We start from the raw sequence: 17714 nt of genomic DNA, 5'->3' as shown, positions 1-17714 counted from the left end.
TATTCTCATAATGAGATGAAGTAAAAATTTAAAAAATAGAAAACCGAAAGTGGAGAACCGAAAGTAGAGAACCATATCGGTTCAGGTAGATCTAGATAGATCAAGTTTATAGAGATTAATATTATATCGATCGAGCAGTTAATCAGAAGGAGAAGTCATGCTGTTTAAAGTTGAGATGATTGTCAATATTCCAGAGTCAATGGACCCTGATCGCCGAGCAGAGATTTTAGCGACGGAGAAAGCCTATTCGCAAGAGTTACAACGCTCCGGCAAGTGGCGTCATATCTGGCGTGTAGCGGGTCAATATGCCAATGTGAGCATCTTTGATGTTGAGAGTAATGAAGAGCTTCATACATTATTAACTGGCTTACCACTCTATCCTTATATGGAGATTTCGGTTGAGGCGCTTTGTCGTCACCCCTCTTCGATTCGTGAGGATGATCGCTAGTTGACGCTACTGCAAGTAGCAGTAAGAGGAGTCGATAATTGATTCCAATAAGTTATTGAGAGAAGCATTATTGAAAGGAGTTTAACGTTCTGTGGCGAATTGAATGCCATTGAGATTGGCTGCAGAGCGATTGAGCGTAGAGCTTAAGAGAGATCACACTATTAATATTGAACAATTAATAATTGAACAATTTAATTGAACAGTTGATATCGAATAATTGATATTAAAGCAAAAAGATAAAAGAGATGACTCAATTAAGCTTGCAGAAACGATCGACCCTAAGAGTCGAATGAATATAAAAGTGATTAACACCAAAGTTAGGAGAATAAAAGATGAAAACAAAAATTTCGAGCCCAGAGTTTTTAGAAGGCTTTCTACGTACCGCAGCAGGTTACGATTCAGATGAGGGGAATCCACGCGTTAAGGAGATTGTTCATCGTCTATTATCAGATCTCTGTAAAGCGATCGATGATCTTGATATTACTGTTGATGAGTTTTGGCATGGTGCAAACTACCTTCTTCGCTTAGGTCAAGCGCATGAGACAGCACTCTTAGTTGCGGGCTTAGGCTTAGAGCATATCCTCGATGTACGTGAAGATGAACTCGATGAGAAGGCAGGATTAGCAAAAGATGGTGCAACACCAAGAACGATTGAAGGACCTCTCTATGTTGCGGGTGCGCCAGTTGAGGAAGGGGAAGCGCAACTTGATGATGGAAGCGATACTGAAAGTGATTTAATGCATCTTTCAGGAAAAGTGGTCGATGTTGCTACCGGCGAGGTAATTCCTAATGCAACGGTTGAAGTATGGCACTGTAATAGTAAAGGAAACTACTCTTTCTTCGATCAGAGCCAATCTGATTTTAATATGCGTCGCACAATTAAGACCGACAATGGTCAATATACTGCACGTAGTATCGTTCCGAGCGGATACTCTGTTCCACCAGGAAATCCAACAGAGCAGCTCTTAACACTTTTAGGTCGTCATGGATCGAGACCTGCACATATTCACTTCTTTGTTCATGCGCCAGGTTATCGCCATTTAACAACGCAAATTAACTTAAGTGATGATCCTTTCTGTCACGATGACTTTGCTTACGCAACGCGTGATGAGCTCATTGTTGATGCAGTGGAAGTGACTGATCCAGAGAAGATCGCAGCTGCGAAGATGAAAGGTCCTTATAAAGAGCTCGTATTTGATTTCTCTTTAACAGAAGCGGTCGATAGTGATCAAGAGATCCGTAGTTCGCGTGCAAGAGCTGCGCTCTAAAGGGCGTTATTAGAGGTGCATTCCCTCACGATGACAATTTGATGATGGGGTGCATCGCTATTTCAGTGAGGTATCTCCATAACCTCACCGGAAGAGAGATAGGGTCGCGCAGTCTTCGTTATGGAGCGTGGCTCTATCTCTTTTTATCTCTCTAACTCATAGGTAAAGAATAAATAACGAACAAATAAGTAATGACGAATAAGTAACGACGAATCAGTTGTTCAATAATTAAATGAGTAGAGTGATGAGAGTATCGTAAAAGCGATATCAGCAACGACAACAGAAGCGAAAAATAGTAATAAAAGCCGATCAAACTGCACTAAAGTGCAATAGAACCAACATCTTAAGGTGATTGGAGTCTCCCCTCTTACGCCTAAATTTTTTCATAAAGGGATATTCAATAAGGGATCAATATGATTAATAAAATTAGCCCATCTATTCACGCAGCAATCGAAAAGATTTTCGATGGCGCCACCGTTATGATTGGCGGCTTTGGGACGGCAGGGCAGCCTGCTGAACTCATAGATGCGCTGATTGAGCATGGCGCCACAGATCTAACCATTATCAATAATAATGCCGGCAATGGCGATATTGGCTTAGCGGCACTCTTAAAAGCAAAACGTGTTAAGAAGATTATCTGCTCCTTTCCACGGCAGTCTGACTCCTACATCTTCGATGCGCTCTATCGTGCCGGGGAGATTGAGCTAGAGCTTGTGCCGCAAGGTAATCTCGCAGCGAGAATTCAAGCGGCAGGATCGGGTTTTGGCGCCATTTTTACCCCAACAGGTTATGGAACAGAGTTAGCAAAGGGGAAAGAGACGCGCGAGATCAATGGTAAACACTATGTTTTAGAGTATCCCATCACTGCTGACTTTGCGCTTATTAAGGCGCATAAAGGTGATCGTTACGGGAATCTTATCTACCGTAAAACAGCACGAAACTTTGGCCCTATTATGGCTGCTGCTGCCACATATACCATTGCACAGGTCAATGAGGTGGTCGAAGTGGGCGCTTTAGATCCGGAATGTATAGTAACCCCCGGCATATTTGTAACTGATGTTGTGGAAATTCAATAGGGAAGAGAGATGACAAAAAATTATACGCCATTAACGAGAAATGAGATTGCCGCTAGAGTTGCTGAAGATATCTTTGACGGTGCTTATGTCAATTTAGGGATCGGTCTTCCAACCTCAATTGCCAACTATTTAGGGGATGATAAGGAGATCTTTCTCCATAGTGAAAATGGATTATTAGGGATGGGGCCATCACCGGCACCAGGAGAGGAAGATCCTGACCTTATTAATGCCGGAAAAGAGCTAGTAACCTTGTTGCCAGGGGGAAGTTACTTCCATCACGGTGACTCTTTTACCATGATGCGAGGCGGTCATATCGACATCTGTGTCTTAGGGGCATTTCAAATTGCAGAAAATGGAGATCTTGCAAATTGGCATACCGGCGAACCTGATGCAATTCCTGCTGTTGGTGGAGCGATGGATTTAGCTATTGGTGCGAAAAATGTCTGGGTTGCGACCAATCATACAACGCGTGATGGTACGCCGAAAATCGTTAAAAACTGTACCTATCCCTTAACCGGCATTGGGTGTGTTGATCGAATCTACACCGATCTTGCGGTGATTGATGTGCGTGATCAAAAACTCTATGTGACCGAGCTTTTCGGGGGAATTACCTTCCCTGAGTTAGAAGCGGTAACTGATGCCCCCTTAATCGATGCAACTTCTGAGCGTAAAGCCTTATAGCGTAGAGCATTATCTTAAGTGCATTGAGAAAATAGAGACGAGTAGAGAAGAGTAGAGAAGAGTTGAGAAGAGAGAAGAGAAGATGAGAGAGAGAAATGCTTATATTTGTGATGCCATTCGTACCCCCTTTGGTCGATATGGTGGTGGATTAGCAACGGTTCGTGCTGATGATTTAGCCGCACTACCTATTACGGAGTTGATGCGCCGACATCCTGACCTGAAGTGGGATGTAATTGATGATGTTATTTTGGGCTGTGCAAATCAGGCAGGGGAAGATAATCGTAACGTTGCGCGTATGGCTGCATTATTGGCAGGATTACCCCAAGAGGTTCCGGGGGTGACGGTCAATCGTCTATGTGGATCGAGCTTAGAGGCGATCGGCTCTGCAGCTCGTGCTATCAAAGCTGGAGAGGCAGATCTAATGATTGCCGGCGGTGTTGAATCGATGACTCGCTCTCCTTTTGTGGTAGGGAAGAGCGATAGCGCTTTCGGTCGTGGGCAGATTATGGAAGATACCACAATGGGATGGCGCTTTATCAATCCTAAGTTAGATCAACACTATGGCACAGAGACAATGCCGGAGACGGCAGAGAATGTGGCAGAGCGTTATCAGATCTCCCGAGAAGATCAGGATGCTTTTGCCTATGCGAGCCAGATGAAAGCGGCAAAAGCGGAAGCAGCGGGATATTTAGCAGAAGAGATTATGGCGGTACATATTCCTCAGCGCAGAGGAGATGATCTGGTGATCGCAAAAGATGAGCATCTGCGTCCCACAACAACCTTAGAAGGGTTAGCAAAATTGAAGCCCTTTGTTAAAAAAGAGGGTGTTATTACTGCCGGTAATGCCTCTGGGATTAATGATGGTGCCGCAGCACTTCTAATCGCCTCAGATAGAGCTGTTGCTGAATATGGTTTAACGCCTAGGGCACGTATTGTCGGTATGCAGAGCATGGGAGTTGAGCCCTCAGTGATGGGAATCGGCCCAGTTCCGGCAGTTAAAAAGCTATTAAAACGATGCGATCTAACTTTAGCAGAGATGGATGTTATTGAGCTTAATGAGGCATTTGCTGCCCAAGCATTAGCCTGTATTCGAGAATTAGGCTTAAAAGATGATGATGCGCGTATCAATCCCAATGGTGGAGCCATTGCTCTCGGTCATCCCTTAGGGGCTTCTGGCGCACGATTAGTGATCGCCGCGCTCAATGAATTACAGCGCCGAGAGGGGCGTTATGCACTCTGTACCATGTGTATCGGTGTCGGGCAAGGTATTGCCTTGATTATTGAACGAGTCTAGTTGCGAACGAAACAAGTATCGATCCTTTCAAGGTCATATGAATAGAATAACTTCCTAAGGAGGAGTTGTGGATAAATTAACAAATTTTACAGTTCGCATCATGCAGCGCTATCTTCCTGATGCGCTCATTTTAGCTATTTTTTTAACAGTCATTGTTTTTGTTTTGGGGCTCACTGTCGCCGAGCAATCATCTATCGATATGGCGAATCATTGGGGAAAAGGCTTCTCGTCTCTTTTTACCTTTGGAATGCAGATGACTTTAGTTCTTTTGACCGGTTATGCTCTAGCATTAACACCTATTGCCCGAAAGATTTTAACTTTTTTGACAGATCTTCCTAAGAATCCACGTCAAGCCTTAGCACTAGTGGGTTTAATCTCTTTTATTGCTTGTTATATCAACTGGGGATTTGGTTTTGTTGTTGGTGCTATCTTAGCAAAAGAGATGGGGAAGAAGATGAAAGGTCTTCATTTCCCGATGGTGGTCGCCGTTGCTTATGGGGCGGAGTTAGTTCGAGGACCTTCCTCATCTATTCCTCTTGTTGTTGCTACTCCCGGGCATTTCTTAGAGGATAAAATTGGAATCATCCCGGTCACTGAAACACTCTATTCTGGTTGGAATATTACCTTATCGATAGTAATTTTAATCGCTCTAATTCTGCTTTTTATTAGTATGACACCTAAAAAAGAGAATATTGTCGAGTATCAAGGTGATGATGAAGCAGAGAAAGTGTATGGCGATATCGGTAAGAGTAAAAAAGAGATGACTTTTGCTGAGCGTTTAGAGCATAGCTATTGGGTTAATCTACTATTAGCGGCAATGCCAGTGATCTATATTATTAGTCATTTTAAGGATCTAGGGTTTAACCTGAATCTTAATATGATTATTCTTATTTTTCTCTCTTTAGCACTTCTACTTCATCGAAGTCCAGCTGCTTTTTTAGATGTCGTTAAAGAGGGGATAGTTGCAACTCGAGGAATCATTATTCAATTTCCACTCTATGCAGGTGTTGCGGGAATGATGGCAAGTTCTGGATTGGTGATGATTTTTGCTGACTGGTTTATCACGATTTCAACCGAGCATACCTTCCCTTTCATGACCTTTATTGCAGCGGGATTAGTCAATATTTTTATTCCTTCAGGGGGTGGGCAATGGGCTATCCAAGGGCCTGTTATGATTGAGGCAGCTATGGCATTAAAAGCGGATCTACCTCAAACGATTATGGCATTTGCTTGGGGAGATGCTTGGACGAATCAGATTCAACCTTTCTGGGCATTACCACTTCTTGGGGTTGCCGGCTTATCTGCTCGTGACATTATGGGATATTGTCTTATTTGGCTCTTCTTATCGGGCATCATTATCTCGTTAACCTTTACGGGACTCTCCTTTATGTAGCTATCAGCTTGATAGTATCTATCTGTAAATCGATCAATAGAGCGCCTCTTTAAGTAGGGGCGTTCTCCTTATGGATCTTATCTTTTAAAAGTTCTAAAAGATCTAAAAATTCTAAAAGCTTTCTAAGAGTTTTTGGTCGTTTGAATAGAGGATCACCGATAAAGGATGGGTAATGGTTATTGGTTTTTGGGGTTAAGCGGGCTGGTTTGGTAAAGGATTTAGAAGAGGATTTGGCAGAGAAGGAGGTGGATTTTAGGCCAGTCTATTGGAGTAATGGATCGATATATTCGAGATGGTTACGTTGGCTGAGCTAAAAAAATAGCAAAGAGGTTAAGCGCCTTACCGTTTGTAAAAAATAATAGATAAAGCAACAGACCGGTCAGAGAGCAAGGTTAATGTTGCAGATAATAAGTCAATTAAGTCAATTAAGTCAATTAAGTCAATTGTATTGAAGAGAAGAGACCTCCCGAGGTTAGAAGAGAGATAGCATGAAAAAAATTAATAACTATCTATGGGACTCCCATCATAGATCAAAAGAGATGCTGACCATGAAACGGCTAAGAATGCTGTTTACAGGGGGTATTAATAATGAAACCGGTTTAAATCCGGAGCTTCGTAAGACCTATAGTTTCACCCAATTTTTGGGATTAATATTGGGACCATTACTCTTTATCTTAATCTACTGGGTCTTCCCACTAGAGGGATTAAGTGAGGCTGGTCGAGGCGTATTGGCGACCATTACGTGGGTTGCTATCTGGTGGATTTTAGAGGTGCTTCCGCTAGGGATTACTTCACTACTGCCGATTATCTTATTGCCGATCTTTACCAATGTAACAGGGAAAGAGGCTGCAACAAGCTACGCCGATCCTCTAAACTTCCTCTTTTTAGGGGGCTTTGCTATCGCTTTAGCACTTGAACGTTGGCGGCTTCATGAGCGAATCGCAATTACGGTGATCAGTCTTGTGGGAACGAGTCTATCCGGGCTTATTATCGGCTTTATGTTAGCGACCGGTTTCTTATCGATGTGGGTCTCTAATACGGCAACGGCACTTTTAATGATTCCGATTGGAACGGCTATTGCAAGTAAAGTGATTGAGCTGATGCGCGAAGAAGCAGGGCATAGTGCTGAAGAGGAGATTAAGGTACAAAAATCGATTATCTTTGCGATCGGTTTTGGTGCCACGATTGGTGGTAGTGCGACATTGATTGGAACGCCTACTAATCTGATCCTAGCAGGGCTCTCAAAAGAGCTGTTAGGCATCGATATCTCCTTTGCGCGTTGGATGCTCTTTGCCGTACCTTTGATCTCGCTCTTGATGATCTGTGCCTCTTTCTATCTTACGCGAATTGCCTACCCTTTGAAGGTGAAGAAACTTTCAGGCAGTGTCGCTTTTATTGAGCAGACCCGTAAAGATTTAGGGCCGATGAGTTATGAAGAGAAGATGGTCTCTCTAATCTTTATCTTAACGGCATTCTTCTGGATCTCTCGTTCATTTCTTTGGGTGGGGGTTATTCCTGGTATTAGCGATACTATGATTGCCATTGCCGGCGCGATTCTTCTCTATCTTGTTCCTACAAGACGTGGTGATAATGGGCGCCTTCTTGATGGGACTTCTTTGAAGAAGATGCCGTGGGATGTGCTCTTATTAGTGGGCGGTGGAATGGCTATTGCAACCGGATTTGCCAAGACTGATCTCTCCACTTGGGCCGGTGATCAGCTCTTAGCATTGCGGGGAACCTCTTATTTCCTAGTCCTCTGCTCAATGACAATCATTAGTATCTTAATGACGCAGGTTACGCCTAATACCGCAACAGGAACGATCCTTCTTCCTATTGCAATTACTTTAGCGGTTGCAACAGATGCGCATCCTCTACCATTGATGGCGGCCTCAGCACTTGGTGCCGGGTTTGCCTATATGATGCCCATTAGTACGCCGAGTAATGCCATTATCTTTGCAACCGGAAAGATCACCTTTAGAGATATGTTATCGAAAGGAACCTTTTTAACTATCGTGACCCTCTTTTTGATCATTCTCTTTATCTATCTGCTATTCCCCTTAATTTTTGAGGCAGATTTAGCGGCAGAATTGATCTAAAGAGGCATTTAAATAGAGCAGATCATCTCTCTAATGGGGGATCTGCTCTCAGCGGTCGATCTAGTAGACAGAGGAGCGAATAATGATATTGAGTCAGTTGTTGCCCGATAATCTTCCAATTGTTAAGAGTACCATTGGGGAGAATTTAGGTTTTATCTATGAATCTTTAGAAGAGATCTCAAGCAATGAGGCTTCGGCCTCAAAGATGGAGCAGAATATTCTCTATGATAGAACGCGAAATTCAACACGCAATAGCTTCTATCAACTGCTCTATATCACTGAAGGGGAGGCTATCTTAGAGCATGCTTCGCAGAAAAACGTGATTCGTGATCGTCCCTTTATCTATTACGCGGCACCAGGTCGAGCTCAAAAAATAACCGTTCGCGGCAAGGTCAAAGGACATCTTCTCTTTATTTCTAAAGAGATATTGGTGGATATTCTCAATAAATTGCCAGATGCCACTCGCTCTTATCGTGATGAGGCATTTATTCTCGATCTTGCGTTAAAGCGGGAGAATCATTCAGAAATTGCTATTTTAGAGAATGCTTTAATATCAATTCAAGAAGAGATCGCCAAAGAGGAGAGTTTGGGGCTTAGAGCGCTGTTACTCTGTTGGATTCGGCTCGCTTACATTGTCTCTTTTCGTTTAGCACATCATGGATCGGCACTCTTTCTCTGTCAGCATCGACATGCGGAGAAGTTTCGGCGTTATCTTCATCTTATTGATGAGCATTTTCGCGAGCATTGGGCATTACCCCTTTATGCAAAGCATCTCAATATCACGGTTTCGACCCTCAATAATATCTGCCGGGAGCTGGGGGGATTGCCGGCAAAAGAGTATGTTGCACAGCGTCTTGTGAAAGAGGCGGAATTTTACTTAAAGTACCAATCACTCTCAATTATTGAGATCGCACATCAATTGGGATTTAAGGATTCCTCTTATTTTACCCGCTTTTTTAAACGTCATGCGGCCATTACGCCAACGGCATATCGGCAAAAAATTGATGATAATAATCGAGATGAAGAGATCGTGCCGAATCATGATCTAGAAGCGTGTGATTGAAGAGGAGAGACGTGAGAGGCTGAAAAAAGAGATGAGAGAGTAATGGCCGTTACTCTCTCATTTTTTATTAAAATTGTTATTAAAATCAATATCAATATCAATATCAATATCAATATCAATATCGATATTGTGGTTGTTAGGCTTGCTCTATTTCAGACCTATTATGATCTATCCCTGATCTGCTTCAGCATGAATCACTATCGATCTTATCGTTGTATCTTTGTATCTTTGCGCGCTTCTTATGCTGAGCATTCGCTTTTGAAGATGTTGAGCGCTGATTTTAGTTATCGCATCTCTTCACCAATGGCATGAAACGCACGAGAGAAATAGGCAAGAGCCGCGCCGCCATTGCGGTTTCGTATCTCAAAGAGCTCAATAAAGAAGAGGGTGTGGGTTCCCATCTCCATCGTTTGGATAATTTTGCCCTGAAGGTTCGCTAAAGAATCTTCTAGAATGGGGAGGCGATGGACACCTTCACACCAGGCATGACGACGAAAGCGTTCTTCGATATCGAGTTGGGTGAATCCGGCAAAATCTTTTGCTGTCTCCTCATGCTCTTTAGCTAATATATTGATCGCAACAACACCATTTTCTTTGAGCGTTGCATTTGTTTTACTATGCCGATTGACAGCAATCATAACTGTTGGGGGTGAGTCGGTAATTGAACAGACTGCTGTAGCGGTTAAGCCACATTTTCCCGCACGACCATTAGTCGTAATAATATTAACTGCCGCCGAGAGCGAACTCATGGCATCGCGAAATTGCTGCTGAATGGGGGTTAGTTGAGGTTTATTCATCTTCTCCTCCTTTGATGATGACTCAATTCACTCAGAATCAACGAATCAATCGATTCTGAGCTCTACATTTATCTCAACTTCGATCTAAACTTCGATCTCAAGTCTTATCATTTTTATTCTCCTCTCTATTGTAGCTTCAACGCTTGAGCATCAAGGAGCTACAACAGAAAGGGTATCGATAAGAGATTGATTATTGAGTCGTTATTAGCGATCTGCTAAGAGTTGATCAATCACATTAATATCATCCGAATTGTGTAGGTGGGGAACTTTCCAACCATCCACATCATAATCGGAGAGACATTGATCCACTAAGCTGATCATTCTATCGAGCTCACCAGAGGCGCGAAGCTGACCTAAACATTGAGTTCGAATATCATCCTGATTTCCGGCATAGTTGATCTCATAGAGCTCATGGCGTCCGCCAAATTCAGTGCCAATAGCATCCCAGAGAAGTTTTAAGATCTTAATACGATCGGTGTGGCTAATATCATTGGAACCTCGACAATAGATACTTAAGTAATGATCAAGTGTTGGGTCTTGGAGATCACGAGATCCTGAAGGAAGATAGATCAAACCACTTGCCACTGTCTTTTCAATAATATTTTTAATTCGAGCATAAGCTTCAGGCGCATTAGCGCGATAGGCATGAACGGCCTCTTGGTCGGGTAGGAAAGTACCATTCCATTCTTTAGAATTTGCCCACATCGCCTCTAAGAAGGAGCTAAAGGCATTGCGTAGACCTGCAACCTCTCCCACTTGTGCTTGAACACCTCGGAATTCAAGAGAGCCGGTGCATTCTAACGCTTTGACTAAAAGGGCGGTGATAAACTCAAGCTTTACCACAAAGCGCGCACAAGCTTGCATTGGAAAGAGCTGAACAAATCCTGCTTGCCCAAACCATGCTTGGCATTTTTTAGGATCTTTATAGATTAAGACATCTTCCCAAGGGATAAAGACCTTATCAAAGATGAGGATCGCATCATTCTCATCAAAGCGGCTTGAGAGAGGATAATCGAAGGCATTGCCGGTAAGGCTCGCCATCAACTCATAAGAGGGACGACAGATTAACTTAACGCCCTTAGCATTCATCGGTGCGATAAACATCATTGCCGAAGAGGGCTCTTCCCCAATTAAGTTAGCAGGACCGGGACCGATAAAATTGTAGTGAGTTAAGGCAGAGTTTGTTGCAACGACTTTAGCGCCACTGACGATGATTCCATCTTCTCGCTCTTCTTGGACCGTGATAAAGACATCTTTCAACTCACTGACCGGTTTTGCTCGATCGATCGGTGGATTGACGATCGCATGATTCATATAGAGACAACTCTCTTGCAGGCGCTTATACCAGCGACGAGCATTATCAGCAAACTCACCATAATATTCGGCATTGACACCAAAAGTATTCCCGAGTGCGGCCTTATAATCGGGAGAGCGTCCCATCCAGCCGTAAGTCAATTTTGACCACTCAGAGATTGCACTAATCTGCTCTCTTAACTCTTCTCGACTCTTAGCGTAACGGAAGAATTTATGGGTATAGCCACCGTTGCCGGTATCGGTCTCCCAGGTTAATTTCTCTTTTGTTGCCGGATCATGAAGCGCATCATAGAGCTTCGCAATAGAGGCGACAGAGTTTCTAAAAGCAGGGTGGGTTGTAATATCTTTCACCCGTTTGCCGTAAATATAGATCTCTCTCTCATCCTTTAAGCTCTCGATATATTCTGCGCCGGTAAATGGACGATTCTTTTCTGCACGATAATCTTCAGGTAGTTTTGTCATTATTCCCTCCTTTGGTTTTTTATTATTGGTAATGACAACCTACAAATCACGATAGCAAAAAGGAGGGGGTTAAAAAGGTATTATTGAGAGATAAATCGGTACTTTTCACCAAAAAAAGCTATTTTTGATGCTTTTTTACGCTAAAAGTATTCTTTAGTCGGACTGGGGGGCGACTAGTGGACGAGTAGAAGCCGAGCGTGACACGATCATTTCCGCCATAATCTTGCCGAGTTTCAATCGATTGATAGCCTACTTGCGCCATTTTTTCTCGAAGGATTACACCTTGATCAAAGCCATGTTCAAGCAGAAGCCATCCCGATTCTTTAAAGTAGAGAGGAGCATTTTCAATCAGATGAAAGAGATCGCTTAATCCCTTATCTGCGGCAATCAGAGCTTGTTTGGGCTCATATTTGACACCATCGCCCTCAAGATGTGGGTCGATGGGATCGATATAGGGCGGATTAGAGAGAATGAGATGATAAGAGGCTTTAGGAAGTGCGCTAAACCAATTGCTCTCGATAAACTCAATATCGAGATTATTTCTCTGGGCATTTTGTGCTGCAACTTTTAAAGTTTGTGGATAGTAATCAACAGCGGTCACCTCAATATCAGGACGATATTTTTTGATGGCTAGCGCAATAGCGCCACTGCCGGTGCCAAGATCAAGTAGAGAGAAGGCGCTCTCTACAGTTATAGGAATCCGCTCAAGAGCAGCTTCTACAATCACTTCAGTATCATCACGCGGAATTAAAGTCTCTTGATTAACGGTAAATTGTAGGCCATAAAACTCTTTCTCTCCGCTAATGTAGGCAAAAGGTTCTCCCGCCGCTCGGCGCATAAGGAGCTGGCGATACGCTTCTATCATTGAGGAGGATAATGCTTTTTCTGGAAAGGCGATCAGATAACTACGATTGCGATCGAGTAGATAGGAGAGGAGGAGTTCTGCTTCAAATTGAGGGGAGGGGAGATGTGCTAACAGTCTTTTCCCTTCAAGAATTGCATCCGCAATTGTCATGATATCTCTCGTTGTATCGATGGGTGATTTTCAAGCTTTCAATAAAGCATATTTCAATAGAATGGGGATGAGTTAGCCGATAAGCCGGGTTCTGTCGTGGATGATCATTCCTCTAGGCCTAGAATTGCTCCTAGGCTCAAGCGACCTACCCGAGTACAACGCGGATCTCGTCTAATGTACTCCTATTTGGTCTTGCTCCAGATGGGGTTTACCTCAGCTACGAAGAGTCACCTCTCGTACGGTGCGCTCTTACCGCACCTTCTCACCCTTACCGAGATCGAAAGATCTTTAGGCGGTCTAATTTCTTCAGCACTTTCCATGGACTCGCGCCCTCTAGACGTTATCTAGCATCTTGATCCGAGGAGCCCGGACTTTCCTCTCGTTATTTTGCAATAACCAGCGATCATCTAGCTAACTCAAGCGCACCATTTTGCCTAAGTTTTTCAATTAAAGCAATCATTAAAATAATCATTAAAGTAATCACTAAAGAGATCGGAAAGCGGTGATGGGGCTATATTTTTTTAGGGAAGGGGGTTACACTCACTATAAATATTGAAGAAAAAGGGGAATCTATGGGCGTTAGCAGAGAGACCGAGTTGAAGAATCAGCGTTATCGAATTTTATTACCGGTAATTTTAGCGATCGCTATCTTTATGCAGATGCTCGATACCACAATACTCAATACTGCACTCCCCTCTATTGCGCTTGATCTGAATGAGCCGCAATTGAAGATCCAATCGATTTTAGTTGTCTATACCTTAGTCTTAGCAATCTGTGCGCCTATTAGTGGCGTTGTTTCTGATAAGATCGGCACTAAACGCACCTTTCTTCTCGCTGTTATCTTCTTTACTTTAGGATCGCTCTTTGCAGCGCTCTCCTTGACGTTACTGCAATTAACCTTATCGCGAGTATTACAAGGGGTTGGTGGGGCGATGTTAACCCCTGTAGCACGCCTTGCTCTGATGAAGGCTTATGATCGTAAAGAGTATCTGCGGGTGATCAATTATGCGATTACTCCCGCCCTGATCGGGCCGATTTTAGGGCCTGTTTTGGGGGGGTATTTAGTGCAATATATGAGTTGGCATTGGATCTTTCTGATCAATATTCCCATTGGCGCCATCGTACTTCTCTTAGCGCTCTTCTTTATGCCGGACTTTCGGGGTGAGCCATTTCGCTTTGATCTTCGAGGGTATCTGATCTTTGCGCTCGGTATCTTTGCGATCACCTTTGGTCTGGAATATTCCATTAATGGGGAGCAGAAATGGATCACATTCCCCTTACTGATTATCGGATTTATTCTACTGATCAATTATTGGTTCTATGCTAAGCGGAAAGAGGCGCCTCTTTTTGCAACGACGTTGCTAGATGTTCGAACATATCGTATCGGCCTTTTGGGAAATCTGATCGCGCGTCTTGGGATCAGTGCGATGCCATTTCTATTGCCGCTCTTCTTTCAGGTTGCTTTAGGTTATACGCCGAGTGATGCCGGCTGGCTCTTGGTTCCTATCGCTGTTGGTGGACTCTTTGTTAAGCCGATTGTTACTCGAATTTTAAAACTCACAGGATATCGCCGAGTACTGATTTGGAATACGCTCTTCATTAGTCTTCTGATTATTATGATCGGCCTTGTGGGGCGTTTTATCCCTATGCCGCTTCTGGTGGGGATACTCTTTGTGCTAGGAGTTTGTAACTCGACACAATTTACAGCGATGAATACCTTAACAATTGGGGATTTACGAAAAGAGCAGGTGAGTAGTGGCAATAGCTTAATGGTTGTTAATCAGCAATTGGCACTAACATTAGGTGTTGCTTTTGCGGCACTCTTTCTCAACTTCTATGTGGGGCAGGCGTGGTTTATCTCAGACAATATGGCAAAGGCTTTCCAACTCACTTTTATTAGTATGGGGCTTTTAACGCTCTTTGCCACCTATATCTTTGCCCGGCTTCAGCATGATGATGGTGACTTAATGGCAGGGAGAATTGATGAGGAGCAAGAGAGACTCAATCCCCATCAAGAAGATCCACAGCATGAGAAGGTTCATCAGCGGAAAGCGTAAATGATGATCGATTGTAGATATGGAGTAGATTATCGTGAGATGCCATGACTTCCATCGGGAAAGAAGATCTCACCTCGATCGACCTTATGATCTTTAAAGGTACCGATAAAGGTGGAGCCATCACTTAAGATCAAGCGCCCACGACCTTCAAAACGCCCATTTTTATGCTCGCCTTCATAGATCTCGCCACTACGCATCTCGCTTCGCCCAAAACCATGAGGACGACCATTTTTTACGGCACCTTGATAGTGAGAACCATCGGGCATAATAATCTTTCCATATCCTGTTGCAGTTCCCGATTTTAACTCACCAATATAGATGCTCTGATCAGGAAGAATCTGGTATTGATCTGTGGTGAGAGATTGAATCTGCCGTTGTGCATCGAGATAGGGCTGGTGAAGGGGGAGTGACTTTGGCGTATGGCTACATGCCATAATAAGAAGAGAGAGAAGTATCGGAGCTCCACTTTTGAGGGTTCGATAAAGTATCTGCTTCTTACGTGACTCTTTTGATGCTGTTTGCATAGATGCTCCCTTTAATATTGAGATCGATATAAGATATTGATGTGAGGATTAGAATAGAAGTTGAGTCTGAGTCTGAGATTGAAACGAAGACTGAGATTAAGCGTGCGATCGATTGATAATTGGTTACAGATCACAGATCACTTTTACTTTTATTGAGACGAAAAAAAACGTCCTATCGGACGCTGTCTTCTCTCTTATACTCTTTAGAGTATCGATCTATTATTGGGAGTAAAAGATCATCAATTTAAGATGGTCGGGGCAGAGGGATTCGAACCCCCGACCCTCTGGTCCCAAACCAGATGCGCTACCAGACTGCGCTATGCCCCGAACTTAAATTTTTTAAGATTCTTTGGGGGAATCTTTTAAAGCAAAGGTAAATTGGGGTGAACGACGGGACTTGAACCCGCGACAACCGGAATCACAATCCGGGGCTCTACCAACTGAGCTACGCCCACCATAGATGATTTACCGTTTTCTTTCTTGGCTCTAATGCACGCCTTTCTGCTGCTTTCTGCTTAATGGCGCGCTCGGCAGGACTCGAACCTGCTACCCTCGGCTTAGAAGGCCGATGCTCTATCCAGATGAGCTACGAGCGCTTAAAGCACTTTAGGGCCGCATTTGAATCAGATTAAAAATTGGTCGGGGCAGAGGGATTCGAACCCCCGACCCTCTGGTCCCAAACCAGATGCGCTACCAGACTGCGCTATGCCCCGAAATTTTTATTCTTGCTTTCCAAGAAAGAAATGTATCATAGGCTATTATTTTTATAGCGTCAAATATTTGAGTAATTTTTAATCGTTTCCTGCAATTTTTTGATCTGTGCTCGCTCAATGATTTGGGGAATCTCCTTACGATCGGCTTCGGCAATAAGCGGTTTGAGATCGATCTCTTGTAGCGCATCTCGTAAGGTGAGGAGGTATTCTCGTTGTGGATACTCCCGCTCTGTGAAATGTAATCGACCGCGAGCATCTGCCATACAAGCATCAACAAAGCGGATTAAATTTTGGGGCTTGCGAATAGCATCGAGACGTTTGAGCAGTTTTAAGATGGTCTTCGGTTTGAGGACAAAGGCCTGATGCATTAAGAGGTGATATTCCGTCACTTTAAGGGCGATCTCGCGAAACTCTTTAGGAACTTTAAGCCGATCGCAAAATTGTTCCACAATGGGAACACCACGAATTTCATGCAGTTTATGGCTGGGCCACTCATCCGGCGGGGTGATCGCTTTACCAAAGTCATGGCACAAAATGGCAAAACGGGTAGGGAGATCATCGGTAATTTGAGTCGAAACCTCAAGTGCCATCAATGTATGGACTCCGGAGTCGATCTCAGGATGATATTTAGCCGTTTGTGGAACACCAAAGAGCGCTTCCAATTCAGGAAAGAGAATTTCAAGAGCTCTGACTTCTCTAAGCGCATTAAAGAAGTGGTGTGGTGTTGCCTCCCCGAGAGCTTTGAGTAGCTCCTGGAAGACTCGCTCCGCAGTCAGTGCTTCAAGCTCACCTGAGTCGATCATCGTTTTAATCAGCGCTTTGGTCTCTTCGGCAATGGTAAATCCATATTGAGCATAACGCGCATAGAAGCGAGCAAGGCGTAAAACGCGGACAGGATCTTCCACAAAAGCGGGACTGACATGGCGTAAGATACGCGCCTCGAGATCCCTAAATCCGCCATAAGGATCGATTAGATTGCCCGCCTGATCTTCCGCCATCGCGTTGATCGTTAAATCTCGGCGAAGAAGATCCTCTTCCAAGGTAATTGAGGGATCTGCCGAGATAGCAAAGCCTTGATAACCTTTGGCGACTTTTCTCTCCGAGCGGGCAAGGGCATACTCCTCTTTTGTTTCAGGATGGAGGAAGACTGGAAAGTCTTTGCCAACGAGAAGATAGCCGGCATCGGTCATTATTTCAGGCGTTGCACCCACAACAACCCAATCATGCTCATGGTAAGGATGGCCTAAAAGTTTATCTCGAACGGCGCCGCCCACCAGGTAGGTCTGAAATGAACTCATATCTTTTTCTATCTATTCCTTACAGTATGGTACTGATTACTTATTACTGATTACTTATTACTGATTACTTATACTTAGATCGTTTATTCAGAATCTTGACTGAGATCTCACCTTAGATATTACCGTTAAGAGTGATACTCAAATAGGTGATACCCCAATATTATACTCAACTTTCCCCTCAACCACGGCATTTAAAGGTGCCTCTTCAATGAGGG

Annotated in this window: 14 protein-coding genes, 4 tRNA genes and 1 other RNA gene; 9 read left to right on the top strand and 10 right to left on the bottom strand. The window is 43.7% G+C overall.

The features are described 5' to 3' along the window. Window positions 1–157 precede the first annotated feature (157 nt). The 8 genes from catC to DC077_RS07540 all read left to right on the top strand — a co-directional run bounded on the left by catC (window position 158) and on the right by DC077_RS07540 (window position 9319). Window positions 158–448: a muconolactone Delta-isomerase gene (gene catC / locus DC077_RS07575; RefSeq protein WP_094567940.1), complete on the top strand. Its 291-nt coding sequence runs from the start codon at window positions 158–160 to the stop codon at window positions 446–448. 332 nt (window positions 449–780) lie between these two features. Beyond that, window positions 781–1716: a catechol 1,2-dioxygenase gene (gene catA, locus DC077_RS07570; RefSeq protein ID WP_109201891.1), complete on the top strand. Its 936-nt coding sequence runs from the start codon at window positions 781–783 to the stop codon at window positions 1714–1716. Between the two features lie 413 nt (window positions 1717–2129). Beyond that, window positions 2130–2792, top strand: coding sequence for a 3-oxoacid CoA-transferase subunit A (locus DC077_RS07565; protein WP_109201890.1), 663 nt, complete (start codon window positions 2130–2132; stop codon window positions 2790–2792). A 9-nt stretch (window positions 2793–2801) separates the two neighbouring features. After that, window positions 2802–3473 carry a 3-oxoacid CoA-transferase subunit B gene (locus DC077_RS07560; RefSeq protein WP_109201889.1) on the top strand — a complete coding sequence of 224 codons (672 nt, stop codon included), beginning with the start codon at window positions 2802–2804 and terminating at the stop codon, window positions 3471–3473. Between the two features lie 82 nt (window positions 3474–3555). After that, on the top strand, window positions 3556–4767 hold the full coding sequence (pcaF, locus tag DC077_RS07555) for a 3-oxoadipyl-CoA thiolase (protein WP_109201888.1): 1212 nt from the start codon (window positions 3556–3558) through the stop codon (window positions 4765–4767). A 67-nt stretch (window positions 4768–4834) separates the two neighbouring features. Further along, entirely contained in the window at window positions 4835–6160 is a 1326-nt protein-coding gene (locus tag DC077_RS07550; protein WP_109201887.1) for a short-chain fatty acid transporter, read from the top strand. Between the two features lie 488 nt (window positions 6161–6648). Further along, the gene (locus tag DC077_RS07545) at window positions 6649–8256 is read left to right on the top strand and encodes an SLC13 family permease (protein ID WP_109201886.1); all 1608 of its coding nucleotides are present in this window, start codon (window positions 6649–6651) and stop codon (window positions 8254–8256) included. Between the two features lie 82 nt (window positions 8257–8338). Further along, window positions 8339–9319, top strand: a complete 981-nt coding sequence (locus tag DC077_RS07540; protein WP_109201885.1) for a helix-turn-helix domain-containing protein — start codon at window positions 8339–8341, stop codon at window positions 9317–9319. Between the two features lie 284 nt (window positions 9320–9603). On the opposite strand, the gene DC077_RS07530 is transcribed toward DC077_RS07540, so the two are convergent. From DC077_RS07530 to rnpB, 4 genes are all read right to left on the bottom strand, one after another. Next, entirely contained in the window at window positions 9604–10116 is a 513-nt protein-coding gene (locus DC077_RS07530; RefSeq protein ID WP_109201883.1) for a flavin reductase, read from the bottom strand. Between the two features lie 204 nt (window positions 10117–10320). Beyond that, window positions 10321–11892: a 4-hydroxyphenylacetate 3-monooxygenase, oxygenase component gene (hpaB, locus tag DC077_RS07525; protein ID WP_109201882.1), complete on the bottom strand. Its 1572-nt coding sequence runs from the start codon at window positions 11890–11892 to the stop codon at window positions 10321–10323. 118 nt (window positions 11893–12010) lie between these two features. Next, a complete protein-coding gene (gene prmC / locus DC077_RS07520; RefSeq protein ID WP_109201881.1) occupies window positions 12011–12907 on the bottom strand; it encodes a peptide chain release factor N(5)-glutamine methyltransferase in 897 nt (298 codons plus the stop codon). A gap of 64 nt (window positions 12908–12971) precedes the next feature. Continuing rightward, window positions 12972–13326, bottom strand: an RNA gene (rnpB, locus tag DC077_RS07515) — RNase P RNA component class A. Window positions 13327–13479: 153 nt separating this feature from the next. On the opposite strand from rnpB, the gene DC077_RS07510 reads away from it, so the two are divergent. Further along, window positions 13480–14964 (top strand): MFS transporter, encoded by a 1485-nt coding sequence (locus DC077_RS07510; protein ID WP_109201880.1) that lies wholly within the window; start codon window positions 13480–13482, stop codon window positions 14962–14964. Window positions 14965–14993: 29 nt separating this feature from the next. Here the strand turns inward: DC077_RS07510 and DC077_RS07505 are convergent, their stop codons facing one another. The 6 genes from DC077_RS07505 to DC077_RS07480 form a co-directional block, all read right to left on the bottom strand. Continuing rightward, window positions 14994–15488: an MORN repeat-containing protein gene (locus DC077_RS07505; protein WP_109201879.1), complete on the bottom strand. Its 495-nt coding sequence runs from the start codon at window positions 15486–15488 to the stop codon at window positions 14994–14996. A 250-nt stretch (window positions 15489–15738) separates the two neighbouring features. Beyond that, a tRNA-Pro gene (locus DC077_RS07500) sits at window positions 15739–15815 on the bottom strand. A gap of 52 nt (window positions 15816–15867) precedes the next feature. Further along, a tRNA-His gene (locus DC077_RS07495) sits at window positions 15868–15943 on the bottom strand. A 64-nt stretch (window positions 15944–16007) separates the two neighbouring features. After that, window positions 16008–16084: transfer RNA gene (locus DC077_RS07490), tRNA-Arg, on the bottom strand. Between the two features lie 40 nt (window positions 16085–16124). Next, window positions 16125–16201: transfer RNA gene (locus DC077_RS07485), tRNA-Pro, on the bottom strand. A 59-nt stretch (window positions 16202–16260) separates the two neighbouring features. Further along, entirely contained in the window at window positions 16261–17499 is a 1239-nt protein-coding gene (locus tag DC077_RS07480) for a multifunctional CCA addition/repair protein (protein WP_109201878.1), read from the bottom strand. Window positions 17500–17714: the final 215 nt, after the last annotated feature.

It is taken from the genome of Ignatzschineria cameli, from assembly GCF_003121895.1.
GTDB classification, from domain to species: Bacteria; Pseudomonadota; Gammaproteobacteria; order Cardiobacteriales; family Wohlfahrtiimonadaceae; genus Ignatzschineria; species Ignatzschineria cameli.
The sequence above is the reverse complement of the archived record's forward strand: the minus strand, read 5'-3'. Positions and strand labels throughout refer to the sequence as shown.